Below are 19,181 nucleotides of genomic sequence, written 5' to 3'. Positions count from 1 at the left end.
ATGCTCGGCTGCGGCAGAACGGCAGCCGAGCATGGGCTCGGCTCTACAGAAGAGCAGTCGAGCAGGGCTCGGCGCTACAGTTGCAGGTTGCCGCTGCAGAACGCCACCAGCGTGGCGACCGCCACGGCCAGGATCGCGCCGAACAGCACCCACTCCCAGCGCGTGAACACCGGCTGCCCATGCTGGCGCCGGGTGAGCGCGAACAGCGCCACGCCGGGCACGTAGAGCAGCACCGACAGCAGCAGGTTGTCGAGGCCGCCGGCATACACCAGCCACAGTGCATAGGTGCTGGCCAGCAGGGCCACGCCGAAATCGCGCCAGCGCACGGCCGGCTGTTCCGCATAGGCCACGCCGCGCCAAGCCAGCTGCACGGCGAATGCCGCCGACAGGAAGTAGGGCACCAGGCTCATCGATGCAGCTAGCAGCACAAGGCTGGTGTAGCTGCCCGAATTGAACAGCACCAGCAGCAGGAACAGCTGGATCAGGCCATTGCTCAGCCACAGCGCATTGGCCGGCACGCCGCGCGGGTTCTCACGGCCGAGGAAGGCGGGCATGGTGCCATCGCCGGCGGCGGCATACAGCACTTCGGCGCACAGCAGCACCCAGGCCAGCAGCGCGCCCAGTACTGAAATGATCGAGCCGATGATGATCACCGTCGCCCCCCATTCGCCGACAATGGCGCGCAGCACGTAGGCCATGGAAGGGTTGGGCAGCGCAGCCAGCTGCGGCTGCGAAAGCACGCCCATGGACAGCAGGCTGACCAGTACCAGCAGCAGCCAGACGCCGACAAAACCAATGACCGTGGCCCGGCCGACATCGGCGCGGCGTGCGGCACGCCGTGAATAGATGCTGGCGCCTTCGATGCCGATGAACACCCACACGGTGACCAGCATCATTCCGCGCAGCTGCGTGCCAAGGTCGCCCAGCGCAGGTGCGCCGAAGAAATCCGCCGTGAACACGTCCATGCGGAACGCGCCTGCGGCCAGCACCAGGAACAGGGCGATGGGCACCAGCTTGGCCACCGTGACCAGGCTGTTCACCAGCGCGGCCGTGCGCAGGCCACGCAGCACCAGCAGGTGCACGGTCCACAACAGGACCGAGGACGCCGCCACGGCGGCAACGGTGTTGCCTTCGCCGAACACCGGCAGGAAATGGCCCACGCCGCTGAAGATCAGCACGAAGAAGCTGGCGTTGCCCAGCACCGAGGCCACCCAGTAGCCCCACGCCGCGGAAAAGCCGATGTAGTTGCCGAAGCCCTCTCGGGCGTAGGCGTAGATGCCGGTATCCAGGTCCGGGCGGCGATTGGCCAGCGCCTGGAACACGAAGGCGAGCATCAGCATGCCGGCACCGCTGAGCACCCAGCCGATGAGGACGGCGGCCGGCCCGGCGCTGCGGGCCACGTTCTGCGGCAGCGAGAAGATGCCGGCGCCGACCATCGAGCCGACCACCAGCGCGGTCAGCGCGGCCAGGCCAAGTCGCTGCGGGGAGGTCGCCATCTGCCGTTCCATCGGGCCAAGGGACTTCATCTTCGCCTCTGCAATGTGTGCGGAAAAACAAAGGCCCGGGCAGATGCCCAGGCCTTTGCAGGTCACGCGCCTTCGATTACTTGAAGGTGTACTTGGCGCCGACGGTGAAGTAACGGCCAATCGCGCCGCTGAAGTGCAGGGGGTTGTAGTTGACCGCACCGTAGGTGCTGGGGTCGAGCGGAGCGATGCGGTCGAACACGTTCTGCACAGAGGCGTTCAGTTCGAAGGCTTCGGTGATGTTCCAGCGACCGGACAGGTCGAAGGTGGTGAAGGAGGAGATCTTCTCCACCGGCGAACCGTCCTCGTAGAAGGCCAGGTAGTCGCCACCGCGGCGGTCCTTGTTCTCCATGCTGTCGATGTAGTTCACCACACCGCTGACGCTCCACGGGCCCTGCTTCCAGGTGGTGCCGAAGTTGATCTTGTCCTGCGGCGTACCGATGCAGTTGGTCACGTCGCAGTTGCCGTGGGTGCCGACGTAATCGACGGTGGTGTCACCCTCGGTACGTTCGAACTTCAGGATGTGGCTCCACTGCAGGTCCATTTCCAGCTGGCCGGCGCCGAAGTCGAAGGTCTGGCGCACGTCGGTGTCGATACCGCGGACACGCGAGGAGTTGGCGTTCACGTACGCGGTGTTGACCGCCAGGATCGTGCCGCTGTTGGCCACGCCACCGATGTTGTTGGAATCACGCAGGACGTTGCCGGCGGCGATCGCATCGGCGGTGCTGCCCTGGGCGATTTCGTTGGTGCGCTTGATTTCCCAGGCGTCAACGGTCAGCGAGGTGGTGGAGGTCGGCTGCAGCACGATACCCACCGAGTAGCTCTTGGACTCTTCCGGCTTCAGGTCCTTGTTCGGGCGGGTGATGATCGCCACCGAGCGCGCGGTGCACTCGTTGGCCGGATCGATGGCGCAGCGCACCGGATCGCGGGCGTTGGAGAAGGCGGCCAGGCCACCGTCACCGTTCTCGGCCGGGTTCGGCGCGCGGAAGCCTTCGGCGTAGCTGGCGCGCAGCGCGATCCAGTCGGCCGGGGTCCACTTCACGCCCAGCTTCGGCGTAGCCTTGCCTTCACCGCTCTCGTACTTGTCGTAACGCACGGCGCCCGAAAGTTCCAACGATTCCAGCACCGGTGCGGAAAGTTCGGCGTAGCCGGCGTACACGTTCTGGGTGCCGTCATAGGCCGAGTAGCCCAGGCCGATGATCTGGCCGACGTCGGTGAAGGTCTGCGGGGTCAGGCTGTTGCTGGTCTTGCGCCACTCGGTACCGAAGGCCAGGCCCAGCGGGCCGCCCTTCAGGTCCATCAGGCTGCGCGAGATGGTGAAGTCGAACATGTCCAGGCTGGACTTGGCGCGGGCGCTGATGGTCGGGCTGATCGCGTCGTAGACCGACTGCGGGGTCAGCGACGCATTGTCACCGATGCGCCAGGTGCCGTACGGACAGGCCGGGTTGCCGAGCACGCAGCGCACGGCGTCATAGTTCAGGAAGCCGGTGCGCTTGTTGACCAGGTCGGTGCCCGAGTGCAGGTAGGCGGTGTCGTAGCTCCACTCACCCCAGTTGCCCTTGACGCCCACCAGGAAGCGGTTGAACTCGTTGGTGTTGTTGGTCACGCGTGGGCCCACGTCCCAGGCGCTGTAGCGCAGGCGCGCAGCGTAGGGCAGCGGATTGTCCGGGTGGCCGGCGTAGAGCATGGTCGCACCGGCGCCGCTGTTGGCGTTGACCGGGCCGCCCGGGTAACCCCAGCCGCCGGACACGCCGGACGGCGTATTGCTGAAGATGGTTTCCTTCTTCGAGTAGCCGATCTCGGTGTAGACCTCGCCGCCTTCACCGAAGGCGAAGCTGGCACGGCCGAACACGTTGACGTACTTCTCTTCCGGGGTCAGGTCACGGTACAGCTGTGCCGGATCCCACAGGCAGCCCTGTGCCTGGGCGGTGGCATCGGTCTGGCCCGGAATCGTGGTCACGCCCGCGCAACCCGGCAGCGCAACCAGCTGGCCGGCGTTGTTGAACACCGAACCGTTCGGGCCGGTGCCGCCGGCAGTGCCGCCGGACAAGTAGGCGCCACCGAGGAACTGCGCGTCAGCGGCGTCGTAGCCCCAGCGACGGATATCGCCGGTGCCGATCCACTTGCGGTTCTTGCGGTCGCTGATCTGGATGCGGTCGGTCTTGCCGACGTCCAGGCTGAAGAACGCGTTCCAGCCGTCGCTGGCGAGGTCGCCGGTACCGGCGGTCAGGGTGGCCTTCTTGGCATCACCGTCGCCATCGCCGGACACGCCGTACGAACCGCGCAGGATCGCGCCCTGGAAGTCGCTGCGCAGGATGATGTTGACCACGCCGGCGATCGCGTCGGAACCGTAGATGGCCGAGGCGCCGTCCTTCAGCACTTCCACGCGCTCGACGGCGTCGAGCGGGATGGTGCTGAGGTCGGTGAACACCTTCTGGCCGTCATCGGCCAGGCCGTAGGTCGCCATGCGGCGGCCGTTCAACAGCACCAGCGTCGAACCGGCACCGAGGCCGCGCAGCGAAATGCCCGCGCCGCCACCGGCGAAGCCGTTGCCGAAGGTCTTGGGAATGGAGCCGGCGCCATCGGCGGTGAGCGTCTGCAGGTACTCGGCGACCGTGGTCTTGCCGGTGCGGTCGATTTCCTGGCGGGTCACCACCTGCACCGGAGACGGGGTCTCGGTGTTGGTGCGCGGGATGTTCGAACCGGTGACCGTGATGCGGTCAAGGTTGGTGGCCTGTTCCTGCGCGAAGGCAGAGGAGGAGACTGCGGCGCCGGCCAGCAGCAGGGTGCCGCCAGCGAGGATATGGGTGATGGATGATGCCAGGTGGTTTTGGCGGCGGCTGGCGGGCCGTTGGATCGGGTGTTTCACAGCTTCTCTCCTGACTGGAAAACTCGAGCATTGAGGGCGTCATCCGGTGTGTACCGGGACGTATCAATCTAGGTTTCTGGCAGGTGACGAAGGTGTGAAGTTTTACTGAATTCGTAACGATCTTTCGACTAAAGCGAAATGTTTTGGCGCGAACGGCTCTTGACGTGGGGCAAACCGTGAAAAATGGCGGCCCGGCATGGCGCCGGACCGCCGTTGGCGTCAGTCGGGCAGGGAGAACTGCACCGGCACCATGCCGATGGCCGGCACGGCCACGCCGTCACGCTCGGCCGGCACGAATCGCCACTGGCGCAGCACCTGCTGGCGGGCGGCCTGGTCCAGGCTGCGCGAGCCGCTGCTGCGCTCGATGCTGACGTTCACCGGCTTGCCGCTGGTATCCACTTCGACCCGCAGCAGGACGGTGCCCTGTTCGTGGCTGCGCAGGGCCTGGATCGGGTAGGCCGGCGGCGGTGCGCTGCGGTACTGCAGCTGCACCCCGGCCACCGGCGCGGACGGAGCAAGGCTCGGTGCCGCCTGCACGGGGGCCGGTTCGGCTGCGGGCAGGATGATGCCCTGGGCCTCTTCCAGCGTCGCGGTCGGGGCCGGCAGCGGCGGGACCACGGTCGGCGCGGCCTGCGGCTTGGGCACGACCTTGGCGACTTCCTGCTTCGGCTCGACCGGCAACGGCTCCGGCGGCTTCGGCTGTTCCTTGGGGATCAACCTGACCTCGGTGTTGTCGCGGGGCAGGGCGGTGATGGCCTGGTAGGTTGCCGGGATCAGCAGCAACAGGAAGGCCAGCAGGTGCAGGGCGATGGCCGCGCTCCAGGCGGCGACGCGGGCGGGATCGAACTGCAGCGGTACAACGGGATACGTACGAACCATGGTCCACCTCCATGCCAGTGACGAAGTCCTCAACGCACCAGGGCCGCCATCGGGGTTGCCGCACGCGGCTGGCAGTCAATCATTAGCGCCGCCCCCCGGCCACTGCCTAGAGGCAGGGGTGACGTCGTTGGGCTGGGCTTCATATAAAAGAGCGGGGCCAACCTGCGTTGGCCCCGCTCCGTGTCCCCACTGGTTGCCAACCCGGGTTGGCGAATGTCGTCAGCGCCCCAGTTCGAACACCACGTCCAGGTTCACCGACACGGTCGATTCACCCGGCGCCACCGGGGTGGCCTTGTCCATTGCCGCACCGGCGGCCATGGCCCGCATCGTCGGCATCGGGCGGAAGCCGCCATTGCTGTTCTCGGAGATGCTGACGATGCGGCGCACCTGCAGGCCCAGCGACTTCGCGTAGGTCTGGGCGCGGGCCTGGGCCTTCTTCAACGCGGCCAGGCGGGCTTCGTCATAGACCGGCTCCGGCTGGTCGATTTCGAACTGCGGGCCGTTGATCTGGTTGGCGCCCTGCGCGGCCAGGGCGTCGAGCACCCTGCCCAGCTTGGCGATGTCGCGCACCTTCAGGCTGACCGTGTTGCTGGCCTGGTAGCCGTTGATCTTCGGCGCCTCGTTGTCGGCATAGCGGTACTGCGGGTTGAGGCTGACGCCGCTGGTCTGCACGTCGCGCTCGGCGATGCCGGCGGCCTTGATCGCGGCCAGCACCCTGTCCATCTGCTGGGCGTTCTCGCGCATGGCGCTGTTGCCGTCTGCGCCCTGGGTGACGACACCGGCCGACAGGGTGGCCACGTCCGGCACACGGGTGGCCTCGGCGTTGGCGGAGATGTTCAGCAGGGTGCCTTCGGCCGGGGCGGCGATCGACGGCGACGACGGGGCGGCGTGGGCGGTCATCGAGGCTCCAAGAGCGAGGGACAGGGCAAGCAGCAGCGGGGTGGCGGTGCGGCGCATGGGATCTCCTTGTTATGGCGGTGAGGGTGGTGTCGTAGCGATGAACGCGCTGTGAGTCCGTACGGGGTTGGACGCGCTTCGGGCAGGGTTGCCTACGATTCAGGCAGTGCCCTCAGGTTATGCTGTGCCGATGCTCTATCTTGCTTCCCGCTCCCCCCGACGCACCCAGCTGCTGGCCCGACTCGGACGCCCCTTCCAGGCCCTCGACCTGGAGGTGCCCGAGGTGCTTGCAGCTGCCGAAAGCGCTGAAGCCTATGTATGCCGCGTCGCGGCCGACAAGGCGCGCGCCGGCCTCGCCGCGGTCCTGGCCACGGACCCGCAGGCGCGGGTGCTGGGCTCGGACACCGAGGTCGTGCTGGACGGCGAGGTGTTCGGCAAGCCGGCCGACGCGGCCGACGCGCGGGCGATGCTGGCGCGGCTGGCCGGGCGCACCCACCAGGTGCTGACCGCCGTGGTGGTGGTGGGCGCTGGCGGGCTGGACAGCGAGCTGGTCGTCTCCGAGGTCACCTTCGCCCCGATCAGCGTGGCCGACATCGCCGCCTACGTGGCCACCGGCGAGCCGCTGGACAAGGCCGGCGCCTACGCCATCCAGGGCGGTGCCGAGCGCTGGATCGAACACCTTTCCGGCAGCTACTCCGGCGTGATGGGGTTGCCGCTGCTTCATACCGATCGTCTGCTGGCGCGCTGCGGCGTGCCGGCCCCCATTGCCGATGCCGCCAGGGAGGCTGCCGATGTCTGAGGAAATCCTGGTCAATGTGACCCCGCGCGAGACCCGGGTCGCGGTGATCGAAAACGGCATGCTGCAGGAGCTGCACATCGAACGCGGCTGGCGCCGCGGCGTGGTCGGCAACATCTACAAGGGCAAGGTGCAGCGGGTGATGCCCGGCATGCAGGCGGCCTTCGTCGAGGTCGGCCTGGAGCGCGCGGCGTTCCTGCATGCCAACGACGTGATCCGGCCGGCCCCGGTGGCCAGCGCCGATACCGAGAACACCACCCTGCCGCCGCCGTCCAGCGTGCCCATCGTCGAGCTGCTGCGCGACGGCCAGGACATCGTGGTGCAGGTGGTCAAGGACCCGATCGGCACCAAGGGCGCACGCCTGACCACGCAGATCAGCATTCCCTCGCGCTACATGGTGCTGCTGCCGCAGTCCAAGGTGGTGGGTGTGTCGGCGCGCATCGAGGATGAAGGCGAGCGCGCACGGCTGAAGGCACTGGTGACTGAGCTGTCGGCCCAGCACGGCGGCTACGGCTACATCGTGCGTACCAATGCCGAAGGCCAGCCGGCCGAAGCCATCGCCGAGGACGTGGCCTACCTGTCGCGCGTCTGGAACGTGGTCGAGCGCCGCGGCCGCGAAGCCCCCTCGTGCAGCAACATCTATGAAGACCTGAGCCTGCCGCTGCGTTCGGTGCGCGACCTGATCCGCAAGGACGTGGACAAGGTGAAGGTCGATTCGAAGGAGACCTTCGCCCAGCTGCAGGCCTTCGTGGCCAAGTACATGCCGGTGCTGGCGGAGAAGCTGGAGCTGTATTCGGGCGACCGCCCGATCTTCGACATGTTCGGCGTGGAGGACGAGATCGGCCGCGCGCTGGACAAGCAGGTGCCGCTGAAGTCCGGTGGCTACCTGGTCATCGACCAGACCGAAGCGATGACCACCATCGACGTGAACACCGGTTCGTTCGTCGGCCAGCGCAACCTGGAAGAAACCGTGTTCCGCACCAACCTGGAGGCCGCGCAGGCGGTGGCCAGGCAGCTGCGTCTGCGCAACCTGGGCGGCATCATCATCATCGATTTCATCGACATGGATGATCCCGAGCACCGCCGCCAGGTGCTGCGCACGCTGGAGAAGGCCCTGGCCCGCGACCACGCCAAGACGACGGTGTACGACTTCTCGCCGCTGGGCCTGGTCGAGATGACCCGCAAGCGCACGGTGGAAAGCCTGGAGCGGCAGCTGTCCGAAACCTGCCCGCAGTGCAGCGGGCGCGGCTCGATCAAGACCACCGAGACGGTGACCTACGAGATCTTCCGCGAGATCACCCGCGCCGTGCGCCAGTTCGAGGCGGCGCGCCTGCTGGTGATCGCGTCGACCAAGGTGGTGGCGCGCATCACCGACGAGGAATCGGCGGCGGTGGCCGAGCTGGAGGAATTCCTCGGCAAGAGCATCCGCTTCCAGGCCGATGAGCAGTACCTGCAGGAGCAGTTCGATGTCGTTCTGCTCTGAGCCGCGCGGACCGGGCACCGGTCGGGGCCGATGAGCGCGCCGCCGCGCCTGCGACTGCGAAGGATCCGCCGTCATTTCGTTGCTGCCTGCGCGGTCGGCCTGGTCGTGCTTGCGCTGCTGGTGGGTACGCTCAGCCAGCTGCTGCCGCTGGCCGAGCGCCACCCCGAGGCGATCGCCGCGTGGCTGAGTGAGCGTGCCGGGCAACCGGTGCGTTTTGAACAACTGGACACCGCCTGGACCCGGCGCGGCCCGCTGCTGCAGCTCAAGGGCCTGCGCATCGGCGCGGGGCAGGGCCTGGCCATCGGCGAGGCCGAGGTGCTGGTGTCGATGTACAGCGGCCTGCTGCCGGGCCGTTCGCTGACCGAGCTGCGCCTGCGCGGCCTGGCCCTGGACCTGCAGCAGGGCGGTGATGGCCGCTGGTCGGTACGTGGCCTGCCGCAGTCCAGCAGCGGCGGTGATCCGCTGGATGCGCTGCGCCGGCTGGGCGAACTGCAGGTGATCGGTGGCCGCCTCGGTGTGCATGCGCCGGGCCTGGGCGTGGATGCCACCCTGCCGCGCATCGACCTGCGCCTGCGCGTGAATGGCGACCGCCTGCGGGTGGGCGTGCGCGCCTGGGCACAGACCGACGCGCTGCCGCTGACCGCGGTGCTGGACCTGGACCGCCGCCACGGCAACGGCGAGGCCTGGCTGGGCGCGGATCCCGTCGATTTCAAAGCGTGGTCGCCGTTGCTGGCGGCCGGCGGCCTGCGCCTGCGCGAAGGCAAGGGCGAACTCAACCTGTGGCTGGTCCTGCGCGATTTCGCGCCGGTGGCCCTGACCACCGATTCGGACCTGCGCGAGGTGCGCGTGGACGGCGCGCCGCTGCAGGGCGCGCCGCTACAGAGCATGACCACGCCCGGCCTGCAGCTGCAGCGCGTGCAGGCACGCCTGCGCTGGCAGCGCCAGGGCGATGGCTGGGCGCTGCAGGTGCCGCGCCTGCGCCTGCGGAGCGGGGCGGACGAACAACAGCTCGATGGCCTGCAGGTGCAGGTGGGCAAGCAGCTGCGGATCAGCAGTGGGCCGGTGCAGGCGGGTACCGCCCTGCGCGCGCTGGCCCTGAGCGACCGCCTGGAACCGGGCCTGCGCCGCTGGCTGTACCTGTCCAAGCCGCAGCTGGATGTGCAGTCGCTGCAGCTGTGGGGCGAGCGCGACGGCCCGTTGTGGGCGCAGGGCGAACTGCAGGCGCTGGGCTTTGCCAGCGTCGGAGATGCCCCCGGTGTGCGTGGACTGGGCGGCCGTTTCCAAGGCGATGCCGATGGCTTCAGCCTGCAGCTGAAGCCCCAGCAGGAGCTGCAGTTCGACTGGCCGACCGGTTTCGGCGAGCGCCACGACCTGCATCTGGCCGGGCAGATCGTCGGCTGGCGTGACGAAGCCGGTGGCTGGCGTATCGGCACCCCGGCGATGCGCGTGGAAGGCACCAACTATGCGGCCGACGTACGTGGCGGCGTCTGGTTCCAGGGCGACGGCACGCGCCCGTGGCTGCAGCTGGCGGCCAAGCTGGACGACGTGCCGATGACCGCCGCCAAGCGGTTCTGGATCCATTCCAAGATGAGCAAGGGCGCCACCGACTGGCTGGACGCCGCGCTGGTGGGTGGCCAGGTGCGCGGCGGCATCGGCCTGGTCAGCGGCGATCTGGACGATTGGCCGTTCGACAACAACGATGGCCGCTTCGAGGCCACCGGCCACATCAGCAACGGCGACATCCGCTTCCAGCACGACTGGCCGCTGATGGGCCAGGTCGACGCCGATATCGCCTTCATCGGGCCGGGCTTCCACATGCAAGGCCGCGGTGACCTGGCCGGTGTAGCGGTACAGAAGTTCGAGGCCGGCATCGAAGATTTCGGCCACGCGCCGCTGTACGTGCGCGCCGACAGCCAGAGCGAGGCGGGGCGCCTGCTGGCGATGCTGCGGCAGAGTGGCCTGCACAAGGACTACGGCGACACGCTCGACAACCTGGTCGCCAGCGGCCCGGCCAATGTGCACTTCGACCTGCTGCAGCCGCTGCACCACGATGAAGGCGGTGGGCACCTGCAGGGCACGGTGGACCTGGCCGGTGTGAAGCTGGTGGACAAGCGCTTCGATCTGGAATTCGACGCCATGCAGGGCCAGGCCCGCTACGGCAGCGGTGGCTTTGCCGCCGAGGAGCTGGCCGTGCGCCACCTCGGCCAGGACGGCCGCCTGAGCCTGCGTGCCGGCGGCTATGTGCGCAACCCGGCGCTGGCCTTTGAATCGGAACTGGCCGCGCACCTGGATGCCAAGGTGCTGATCGACCGTGCGCCGGAAATGGCCTGGCTGAAGCCCTATCTTGAGGGCACCTCGGCCTGGACCGTCGCCGTCAACCTGCCCAAGGTGGCGCCCGGTGCGCCGGCCCCGCCCAGCGAGCTGCGCCTGCATTCGGACCTGGTGGGCACCCGCTTGGACCTGCCGGCGCCGCTCGACAAGCCGGCTGCCGATGCGCTGGCGACCACCGTGTCGGCACAGCTGCCGATGGGCGATGGCCGCATCGACGTGGCGTTCGGCCAGCGCCTGGCCCTGGCCGCGCGCACCCACAACAGCCAGACCGGCGTGCAGGTCACGATGGGCAGCGACCGCGTTGACCGCGACCCGCCGACCAGCGGGCTGGCCATCAACGGCCGCAGCCCGACCCTGGATGCGCTGGAATGGATCGGCCTTGCCCGTGGCGCCGGTGGCGATGGCGACCCGATGCCGCTGCGCGCGGTGGACGTGCAGGTCGGCAGGCTGATGCTGATCGGCGGCATCTTCGAACAGACGCGGCTGCAGCTGCGGCCGGGCGCGCAGGCGCTGGACGTGCGCCTGGACGGCCCTTCGCTGGCCGGCCACCTGAGCGTGCCCAATGCCGATGGCGGCACCATCAGCGGCCAGCTCGACCGCGTGTACTGGCAGTCACCGCCGGCGGCGCCGGGGGCTGACACTGCCGTGGCCGCGACGCGGCCGCAGACCGGTGCCGATGACATGGATCCGGCCAAACTGCCGCCGTTCGCTCTGGACATCGCCGACCTGAAATTCGGCAAGGTGATGCTGGGCCAGGCGGTGCTGCGCACGCGCCCGCTGGGCAACGGCCTGAGCGTGGACGAGCTGCGCTTCCGTGCCCCGGAGCAGGAGATCGACATCACCGGCCGGTGGCTGGGCAAGGGCGCCGGCGCGCGCACCGAGCTGACCGCCAAGGTGCGCAGCGAAGACCTGGGCGGGCTGATGCAGAACCTCGACTACGCCGGCCAGCTGCGCGGCGGCTCCGGCCAGGCGCAGCTGCAGGCGGCCTGGGCCGGTGGGCCGTCGGATTTCCAGCTGGGTAACCTGCAGGGCACGCTCGACATCGATGCGCGCAACGGCCAGCTGCTGGAACTGGATCCCGGCGCGGGCCGCGTGCTCGGCCTGCTCAGCGTGGCCCAGCTGCCGCGTCGCCTGATGTTCGATTTCCGCGATTTCTTCTCCAAGGGCTTCGCCTTCAATCACATCGAAGGCGGCATGCAGTTCGGCGACGGCATGGCGCGCACCGACAAGGTGCTGATCGAAGGCCCGGCGGCCAACATCACCATCCGTGGCCAGACCGACCTGCGCCAGCAGCAGTTCGACCAGACCATCGACGTCAATCCGCGTGCAGGCAACCTGCTGACCGTGGTCGGCGCGGTGGCCGGCGGGCCGGTGGGCGCGGCGCTGGGTGCGGCCACCAATGCGGTATTGTCCAAGCCACTCGGCGAGATCGGCGCCCGTACCTACCGGGTGACCGGCCCCTGGAAGGAGCCGAAGGTGGAGGTGATCGAGCGCAGCCGTGACCGGACCCCGGCCCCGCCGCGCGCGCCTGCACCGGCTCCGTCCGTGCCGCCGACCGTCACCGACCAGCCGCGCCCGCGTTGAGCGTCGCGGCCCCTGTTCATCCGGCAGCCTTGCCTGGCCGCCTCCAGACCCCCAGATCGAGACCATGACTGATAACGCACTGACGCTTGCCCAGGACCGCCTGCTGCGCCCCGGCGGCCTGGATACCGCCGGCCTGGAGCGCACCTTCGGCCAGCTGCTCGGCCCCGGCGTGGACTTCGGCGACCTGTACTTCCAGCATGCCCGGCGCGAAAGCTGGAGCGTGGAGGATGGCATCGTCAAGGACGGCGCCCATTCCATCGAGCAGGGCGTGGGCGTGCGCGCCATCGCCGGCGAGAAGACCGGCTTCGCCTATTCCGATGACATCCATGCCGACGCGCTGCTGACCGCCGCGCAGTCGGCCCGCGCGATCTCGCGCGAAGGCGGCGCCCAGGCCGGGCGTTCGCTGCTGCGCGGCAACGCGCGCGCGCTGTACCCGACCCTGGACCCGATCGACAGCCTGGGCAACGAGGCCAAGGTCGAGGTGCTCAAGCGCCTGGATGGCTATCTGCGTGCCGCCGACCCGCGGGTGAAGCAGGTGATGGTGAGCCTGTCCGGTGGCGTCGACACCGTGCTGGTGGCCCGCACCGACGGCGTGCTGGGCGCCGACGTGCGCCCGCTGGTGCGGCTGAACGTGCAGGTGATCGTCGAGCAGAACGGCCGCCGTGAATCGGGCTATGCCGGCGGCGGTGGCCGCTATGGCTATGCCGAACTGTTCGCCGATGGCCGGCCCGAAGCCTTCGCCCGCGAGGCCCTGCGCCAGGCGCTGGTGAATCTCGAAGCCGTACCGGCCCCGGCCGGCGTGATGCCGGTGGTGCTCGGCCCGGGCTGGCCCGGCGTGCTGCTGCATGAAGCCGTGGGCCACGGCCTGGAAGGCGACTTCAACCGCAAGGGCACCAGCGTCTACGCCGGCCGCATGGGCGAACGCGTGGCCGCCCCGGGCGTGACCATCGTCGACGACGGCACCCTGGACGGGCGCCGCGGTTCGCTCAACATCGATGACGAGGGCCACCCGAGCCAGTGCACCACGCTGATCGAGGACGGCATCCTGGTCGGCTACATGCAGGACAGCCTCAATGCCCGCCTGATGGGCGTGGCGCCGACCGGCAACGGGCGTCGCGAGTCGTTCGCGCACCTGACCATGCCGCGCATGACCAACACCTACATGCGCGCCGGCGAGCACGATCCGCAGGAAATGATCCGCTCGGTGAAGAAGGGCCTGTATGCGGTCAACTTCGGTGGCGGCCAGGTCGACATCACCAGCGGCAAGTACGTGTTCTCGGCCACCGAGGCCTACCTGATCGAGGATGGCCGGATCACCGCGCCGGTGAAGGGCGCGACCCTGATCGGCAACGGCCCGGAAACCATGCAGAAGGTGCGCATGGTCGGCAACGATTTGGCCCTGGACGAGGGCGTCGGCATCTGCGGCAAGGATGGCCAGAGCGTGCCGGTGGGCGTGGGCCAGCCTTCGCTGCTGATCGAAGGCATCACTGTCGGCGGTACCCAGGCCTGAGCCGGGCGATGGCCAGCGCCACCGCCCGGGCCGGCGGGGACTCAGTCCTCGTCGGCGTCGTCGGTCTTGACGTCGTCGGCCTCATCGGCCGCGGCTTTCAGGCCCAGCGCCGCCGGCAGCATCAGCGTGCGCAGCACCTGGAAGATCTCGCGGTAGGCGCGCGGCGGCTTGTTCTTGGCCTTTTCGGCCTGGGCGTTGCGCACCAGCGTACGCAGCTGCTGGCGGTCGGCCTGCGGGTACTCGTCGAGCAGGGCGCCGAGCGCCTTGTCGCCATCGGCCAGCAGGCGCTCGCGCCAGTCTTCGGCGCGGTGCATCATCGCCACTTCACGGCGGCCGGTTTCGCTGTTGGCGTCCAACGCATCGCGGATCGCGTCCAGCGTGGCGTCTTCCTCGCGGCGCATGTGCTTGGCCAGGAACGCCAGCTGCCGCTTGTGGGCAATGTGGGCGGTGATCCGCTTGCACTCGGCGATATGCGGGAGCAGGTCTTCCGGCACCGGCAGGCGCGCCAGCTGGGCCGGGGTCAGCGACACCAGCTTCTCGCCCAAGGCCAGGACATCGAGCGCGTCGCGCCGGTTCTGGCTGCGGCTCTTGTCGTGGAATTCACCGGTTTCTTCGTCGCGTCCGCGCATCGTCCATACCTGATTTCAAAAAAAGTCGCCCGGCGTGATGCCGGGCCCAACCCGCACAGGATAAAGCATTGAACGTGATCGCCCCTGAAGTGGCCGCCGGCGACGACAGCCCGGCCCGTCTGGAACGCCTGGCCGACCTTTCCCAGCAGCTGCTGGAGCGCGCCCGCGCGCTGGGCGCCAGCCAGGCCGAAGTGAGCTGCAGCGAAGACCGCGGGATGGAAGTGAACGTCCGTCTCGGCGAGGTCGAGACCGTGCAGTCCACCCGCGACCGCGGCATTGCCATGACCGTCTATTTCGGCCAGCGCAAGGGCAGCGCCAGCACCGCCGACCTGAACGAGGCGAGCCTGGCGGCCACTGTCGAGCAGGCCTGCGCGATCGCCCGCCACACCGAGGACGACCCGGCTGCCGGCCTGGCCGACGCGGCGCTGATGGCCCGCGATTTCCCCGATCTGGACAGCTGGCACCCCTGGGCACTGCAGGCCGACGAGGCAGTGGACCTGGCCTTGGCCTGCGAAGCGGCCGGCCGCGAGGCCGACCCGAGGATCAGCAATTCCGACGGCGCCTCGGTGTCCAGCATGCAGAGCGTCTCGGTCTACGCCAATTCGCACGGCTTCATCGGCCGCGAGCGCGGCACCCACCATTCGGTCGGCTGCGCCCTGATCGCCGGCAGCGGCGATGGCATGCAGCGCGACGGCTGGTACACCGGCGGCCTGGCCCGCGAGGACCTGGAGGCGGCCGACCACGTGGGCCGCCGCGCCGCCGAGCGCACCGTCTCCCGCCTGCAGCCGCGTTCGTTGCCGACCGGCAGCATGCCGGTGCTGTTCGCCCCGGAAGTGGCGCGCAGCCTGGTCGGCCACCTGCTTTCGGCGGTGTCCGGCGGTGCCCTGTACCGCCAGGCCAGCTTCCTGCTGGACAGCGTCGGCCAGCAGCTGTTCCCGGACTGGATGCAGATCGAGGAGCTGCCGCACCTGCGCCGCGGCCTGCGCTCGGCCGCCTTCGACGGCGACGGCGTGGCCACCCGGGCCTCGGCCCTGGTCCGCGACGGCGTGTTGCAGCGCTACGTGCTTGGCAGCTATTCGGCGCGCAAGCTGGGCCTGCAGACCACCGCCAATGCCGGCGGCGTGCACAACCTGCAGCTGGCGGCCAACGCCGGTTCGCTGCACGACATCGCCCGGCAGATGGGCCAGGGCCTGCTGGTGACCGAGCTGATGGGGCAGGGCGTGAACGGGGTGACCGGCGATTATTCGCGGGGCGCCGGCGGCTTCAAGGTCGAGAACGGCGAGATCCAGTACCCGGTCGATGGCATCACCATCGCCGGCAACCTGCGGGAGATGTTTGCCGCCATCGAAGCGGTCGGCAGCGACGTCGACCCGCGCTCGCACATCCGCACTGGCTCGATCCTGGTCGGGCGGATGACCATCGCCGGTAATGATTGATGTCATTGATGGCGTAAGCTATGCGCGCCTGACGCGACCGGCCTGCCGCCGGTCGGTCAAGACCACCCAAAAAAAAGGAGTTTTGTCGTGAGCGATTTCGAAAACGTGCCGGCCGCCTCGAGCGTGCCGAGCGACCAGCGCACCATGGCGCTGGCAGCGCACCTGCTGGGCATCTTCACCGGTTTCATCGGTGCCCTTATCATCTGGCTCATCAACAAGGATGACGCCGGCAAGGGCTTCGTCACCGACCAGTCCAAGGAAGCGCTGAACTTCCAGATCACCGTCGCCATCGCGGTGCTGGCCTGCGTGATCCTCAGCTTCGTCATCATCGGCGCCATCCTGATGCCGATCGTGTACGTGGCCAACCTGGTCCTGTGCATCATCGCTGCAGTGAAGTCCAACAACGGCGAAACCTACCGTTACCCGTTCACCCTGCGCCTGATCAAATAAGCGGCAACGCTCAACGACGCAGAAAGAAGCGCCCGGCGATGCCGGGCGTTTCCATTTGGGGCGCGTATGGTAGCGCCGGGCCATGCCCGGCGAGCGCGGCGCGCGGCTGCGTCAGCGCTTTCAGTGATCGCGTTCCACCGCCAGCGTTGCCAGCGCACGCAGTGCGTCGGCCTCTTCGCCATGGCCGGCCAACACCGATTGCATGCGCGCTGCCAGCTCACGCAGGTGCGCCTTGGCACCGTCCATGCCCAGCAGGGCAGGGAAGGTGCTCTTGTCCTGCGCCTGGTCCTTGCCGGCGGTCTTGCCCAGCTGCTCGGAACTGGCTTCGACATCGAGGATGTCATCGCGTACCTGGAAGGCCAGGCCGAGCGCATCGGCGAAGTCATCCAGCTGGGCCAGCCGTACCTCGGGGGCGTGGCCGCACAGCGCACCCATGCGCACCGCGGCGCGGATCAGCGCACCGGTCTTCAGCGCGTGCATGCGGGTGAGTGCGGCCAGCGACTGCTGCTGGCCAGTGGCATCGATATCCAGCGCCTGGCCACCGCACATGCCGGACGCACCGGAGGCGTGGGCCAGGGTCTGCAGACAGGCCACGCGCAGGGTGGCCGGCAGCGGTGCATCGGCCAGCAGGCCGAACGCGCGGGTCTGCAGGGCATCGCCGGCGAGGATCGCGGTGGCCTCGTCGAAGGCGATATGGGTGGTGGGCTTGCCACGGCGCAGGGCGTCATCGTCCATCGCCGGCAGGTCGTCATGCACCAGCGAATAGGCGTGGATCATCTCCACCGCCATGGCGGCGGCATCGAGCTGGTCCAGCGGTGCGCCGAACAGCTGGCCGCTGGCATACACCAGCAGCGGGCGCATGCGCTTGCCACCGCCCAGCACCGAATAGCGCATCGCCTGGTGCAGGCGTTGCGGCGCATCGGCCGGCGAGGGCAGGGCGGCATCGAGCTGGCTTTCGATACGGTCGCGCCAGCGGGCGAACTGCGCTTCAGCCGTCATGGCTGGGCGGGTCGAAGGGTTCTGCGGTTTCGGGCTGGGCCGGATCGCTGAGCAGGCGCACGCGCAGCTCGGCCTGCTCCAGCGCCTGCTGGCACTGGCGGTACAGACCGACGCCGCGTTCGTAAGCACTGAGCGAAGCTTCCAGGCTCAGCTCGCCGGTTTCCATCTGCTCCACCAGCTGTTCTAGCGATTCAAGCGACTGCTCGAACTGGGCAACAGGGGAGGCGTTTTCGGGGGACTTCTTGGCCATGCGACAAGTGTGGACGGCTGCCGCGCGGGGGTCAATTCACCAGCCGCCGGGCCGCCACTGCAACTGCGCATCGTGGTCCTGCAGCCAGGCCTGCAAGGGCGCGGAAACCACCACGTCGGCGGCGGCCAGCAACTGCCCGCCATCGAACAACAGGGGCAGCTGCGCACGCCGCCAGGGCGCCAAGTGCTCGCGCTGCAGGCAGTCCTTCAACGCGTGTGAATGGCTGCGGCCGGGCAGCAGGATGCGTTCGCCACCCTGCCGCGGACGCACCTGCACCGGCCGCTCAAACGCCGCGCCGCCGAGCAGGCGCAGCTGCCCGCCATCGGGCAGTGGCAGCGGCGCACGGCCATCCCACGCGGCCTGCCAGTCCGCTGGCAGGGCGGGCAGGTGTGCCGGCAACAGGTAGGCGTGGCCACGCCATTGCTGGATGGCATGATCCTGCCAGCGCACCTGCGCCTGGCGATCGCTGGATGCTTCCAGCAGTTCCAGCTGCAGTTGCCGCAGCACCGTGGCCGACAACGGTGCTGCGCCATGCGCGCGCACCCAGGCACGCAGCACGCGCGCACCGCGCGCGGGCGACACCTGGCGCAGCAGCTCCAGCGACAACACCCGTGGCGCCACTTCGAGATGGGCGATCAGTTCGGCATCTTCCTCGTCCAGCAACGCGCGGGTCTGCGCGCAATGGTCGGCGCTGCCGGCCAGCGCCGCGGCCGCGTGCGGCCAGCGCTGGCGCAGCAGTGGCATCACGTGCAGGCGCAGGAAATTGCGGTCGGCGTCGTCGCGCGCGTTGCTGGGGTCTTCGATCCAGTGCAGGGCACGTGCCTGCGCATAGTCGCGCAGCGCGTCGCGTGCGGTGTGCAGCAGCGGCCGCCACAGGCGGTGGCGCTGCAGGGTGCTGTCGACGGCCATCGACGCCAGGCCATCGATGCCGGAACTGCGCAGTGCACGCAGTAAAAACGTTTCGGCCTGGTCATCCTGGTGCTGGGCCAGTGCCAGCGTTTCGCCGTCGCGCAGTTCAGCGGCAAAGGCCGCGCGTCGCGCCTGTCGAGCGGCGGCTTCCAGGCCCAGGCCGGCAGTGGTGTCGACCTGCACGCGATGCACGGCGAGTTCGATGCCCAAGGCATCACATTGCTGCTGGCAGTGCTGCACCCAGGCATCGGCGCTGGCCTGCAGGCCGTGGTGCACGTGCACGGCGCGCAGCGGTGTGCCGCTGGTGTGGGCGCAGTGTTGCAGCCAGTGCAGCAGCACGGTCGAGTCCAGGCCGCCGCTGTAGGCGACGAGCAGCGGGGTTTCCAGCGTGACCAGAGTGGGAAAGGTACTCACGGCGGCAAGTATAAGGGGGGTGTCTGGCAGGGCTGCGCCCTGCACCTGCCGAAGCCGAAGCAACAGCAACAGCGGGCTTACCGTGGGATGGCGGGGTGGGTCCGGTTGAGGGGGACGCTGCAAGTACGTCCCTGTAAGCTCGGTCGCCGCTTGCTCGTGTGCGCTGTCCTGCGCCCACGGCAAGACCGGGGTTGGGCGTCCTGCCCAACCCGCCCGAGGCAT

Annotated in this window: 14 protein-coding genes; 6 read left to right on the top strand and 8 right to left on the bottom strand. The window is 68.9% G+C overall.

Going from position 1 to position 19,181, the window contains the following annotated elements:
• Nucleotides 1–74: 74 nt before the first annotated feature.
• From arcD to DCO49_RS15005, 4 genes are all read right to left on the bottom strand, one after another.
• The gene (gene arcD / locus DCO49_RS15020) at nt 75–1,496 is read right to left on the bottom strand and encodes an arginine-ornithine antiporter (protein ID WP_116864716.1); all 1,422 of its coding nucleotides are present in this window, start codon (nt 1,494–1,496) and stop codon (nt 75–77) included.
• Nucleotides 1,497–1,602: 106 nt separating this feature from the next.
• Nucleotides 1,603–4,392 carry a TonB-dependent receptor gene (locus tag DCO49_RS15015; protein WP_116864715.1) on the bottom strand — a complete coding sequence of 930 codons (2,790 nt, stop codon included), beginning with the start codon at nt 4,390–4,392 and terminating at the stop codon, nt 1,603–1,605.
• A 219-nt stretch (nt 4,393–4,611) separates the two neighbouring features.
• Nucleotides 4,612–5,271, bottom strand: a complete 660-nt coding sequence (locus DCO49_RS15010) for an energy transducer TonB (protein ID WP_116864714.1) — start codon at nt 5,269–5,271, stop codon at nt 4,612–4,614.
• 219 nt (nt 5,272–5,490) lie between these two features.
• Nucleotides 5,491–6,228, bottom strand: a complete 738-nt coding sequence (locus DCO49_RS15005) for an SIMPL domain-containing protein (protein WP_116864713.1) — start codon at nt 6,226–6,228, stop codon at nt 5,491–5,493.
• Between the two features lie 130 nt (nt 6,229–6,358).
• Between DCO49_RS15005 and DCO49_RS15000 the strand changes: the two genes are divergently transcribed.
• The 4 genes from DCO49_RS15000 (at nt 6,359) to tldD (ending at nt 13,872) form a co-directional block, all read left to right on the top strand.
• Complete coding sequence (locus DCO49_RS15000) at nt 6,359–6,967, top strand: Maf family nucleotide pyrophosphatase (RefSeq protein ID WP_116864712.1); 609 nt, start codon at nt 6,359–6,361, stop codon at nt 6,965–6,967.
• On the top strand, nt 6,960–8,447 hold the full coding sequence (gene rng / locus DCO49_RS14995; RefSeq protein WP_116864711.1) for a ribonuclease G: 1,488 nt from the start codon (nt 6,960–6,962) through the stop codon (nt 8,445–8,447). The genes DCO49_RS15000 and rng overlap by 8 nt, the downstream gene beginning before the upstream one ends.
• A 30-nt stretch (nt 8,448–8,477) precedes the next feature.
• Nucleotides 8,478–12,362: a YhdP family protein gene (locus tag DCO49_RS14990; RefSeq protein ID WP_116864710.1), complete on the top strand. Its 3,885-nt coding sequence runs from the start codon at nt 8,478–8,480 to the stop codon at nt 12,360–12,362.
• A gap of 64 nt (nt 12,363–12,426) precedes the next feature.
• Complete coding sequence (gene tldD, locus DCO49_RS14985; protein WP_116864709.1) at nt 12,427–13,872, top strand: metalloprotease TldD; 1,446 nt, start codon at nt 12,427–12,429, stop codon at nt 13,870–13,872.
• A 41-nt stretch (nt 13,873–13,913) separates the two neighbouring features.
• On the opposite strand, the gene yjgA is transcribed toward tldD, so the two are convergent.
• A complete protein-coding gene (gene yjgA / locus DCO49_RS14980; protein ID WP_116864708.1) occupies nt 13,914–14,501 on the bottom strand; it encodes a ribosome biogenesis factor YjgA in 588 nt (195 codons plus the stop codon).
• 68 nt (nt 14,502–14,569) lie between these two features.
• On the opposite strand from yjgA, the gene pmbA reads away from it, so the two are divergent.
• Together pmbA and DCO49_RS14970 are read left to right on the top strand one after the other, a co-directional pair.
• Nucleotides 14,570–15,937 carry a metalloprotease PmbA gene (gene pmbA, locus DCO49_RS14975; protein ID WP_116864707.1) on the top strand — a complete coding sequence of 456 codons (1,368 nt, stop codon included), beginning with the start codon at nt 14,570–14,572 and terminating at the stop codon, nt 15,935–15,937.
• Between the two features lie 87 nt (nt 15,938–16,024).
• Nucleotides 16,025–16,387: a DUF4870 domain-containing protein gene (locus tag DCO49_RS14970; RefSeq protein WP_116864706.1), complete on the top strand. Its 363-nt coding sequence runs from the start codon at nt 16,025–16,027 to the stop codon at nt 16,385–16,387.
• A 120-nt stretch (nt 16,388–16,507) separates the two neighbouring features.
• Here the strand turns inward: DCO49_RS14970 and DCO49_RS14965 are convergent, their stop codons facing one another.
• Genes DCO49_RS14965 through tilS form a run of 3 tightly spaced genes read right to left on the bottom strand, consistent with a single transcriptional unit; the run spans nt 16,508 to nt 18,959 of the window.
• Nucleotides 16,508–17,386: a farnesyl diphosphate synthase gene (locus DCO49_RS14965; protein ID WP_116864705.1), complete on the bottom strand. Its 879-nt coding sequence runs from the start codon at nt 17,384–17,386 to the stop codon at nt 16,508–16,510.
• The gene (locus DCO49_RS14960; RefSeq protein WP_006381978.1) at nt 17,376–17,636 is read right to left on the bottom strand and encodes an exodeoxyribonuclease VII small subunit; all 261 of its coding nucleotides are present in this window, start codon (nt 17,634–17,636) and stop codon (nt 17,376–17,378) included. The genes DCO49_RS14965 and DCO49_RS14960 overlap by 11 nt, the downstream gene beginning before the upstream one ends.
• 36 nt (nt 17,637–17,672) lie before the next feature.
• On the bottom strand, nt 17,673–18,959 hold the full coding sequence (gene tilS, locus DCO49_RS14955; protein WP_243402753.1) for a tRNA lysidine(34) synthetase TilS: 1,287 nt from the start codon (nt 18,957–18,959) through the stop codon (nt 17,673–17,675).
• Nucleotides 18,960–19,181 lie beyond the last annotated feature (222 nt).

It is taken from the genome of Stenotrophomonas sp. SPM (genome assembly GCF_003105135.1).
In the GTDB taxonomy this organism is placed as follows: domain Bacteria; phylum Pseudomonadota; class Gammaproteobacteria; order Xanthomonadales; family Xanthomonadaceae; genus Stenotrophomonas.
This window is presented reverse-complemented; position numbering and strand designations above follow the sequence as displayed.

Excerpts from the sequence above, each read along its gene's own strand:
- rng (WP_116864711.1), top strand. The coding sequence starts at position 6,960 with ATGTCTGAGGAAATCCTGGTCAATGTGACCCCGCGCGAGACCCGGGTC.
- tldD (WP_116864709.1), top strand. The coding sequence starts at position 12,427 with ATGACTGATAACGCACTGACGCTTGCCCAGGACCGCCTGCTGCGCCCC.
- DCO49_RS14990 (WP_116864710.1), top strand. The coding sequence starts at position 8,478 with ATGAGCGCGCCGCCGCGCCTGCGACTGCGAAGGATCCGCCGTCATTTC.
- arcD (WP_116864716.1), bottom strand. The coding sequence starts at position 1,496 with ATGGCGACCTCCCCGCAGCGACTTGGCCTGGCCGCGCTGACCGCGCTG.
- DCO49_RS15005 (WP_116864713.1), bottom strand. The coding sequence starts at position 6,228 with ATGCGCCGCACCGCCACCCCGCTGCTGCTTGCCCTGTCCCTCGCTCTT.
- yjgA (WP_116864708.1), bottom strand. The coding sequence starts at position 14,501 with ATGCGCGGACGCGACGAAGAAACCGGTGAATTCCACGACAAGAGCCGC.
- DCO49_RS15000 (WP_116864712.1), top strand. The coding sequence starts at position 6,359 with ATGCTCTATCTTGCTTCCCGCTCCCCCCGACGCACCCAGCTGCTGGCC.
- DCO49_RS14965 (WP_116864705.1), bottom strand. The coding sequence starts at position 17,386 with ATGACGGCTGAAGCGCAGTTCGCCCGCTGGCGCGACCGTATCGAAAGC.
- DCO49_RS14960 (WP_006381978.1), bottom strand. The coding sequence starts at position 17,636 with ATGGCCAAGAAGTCCCCCGAAAACGCCTCCCCTGTTGCCCAGTTCGAG.
- DCO49_RS15010 (WP_116864714.1), bottom strand. The coding sequence starts at position 5,271 with ATGGTTCGTACGTATCCCGTTGTACCGCTGCAGTTCGATCCCGCCCGC.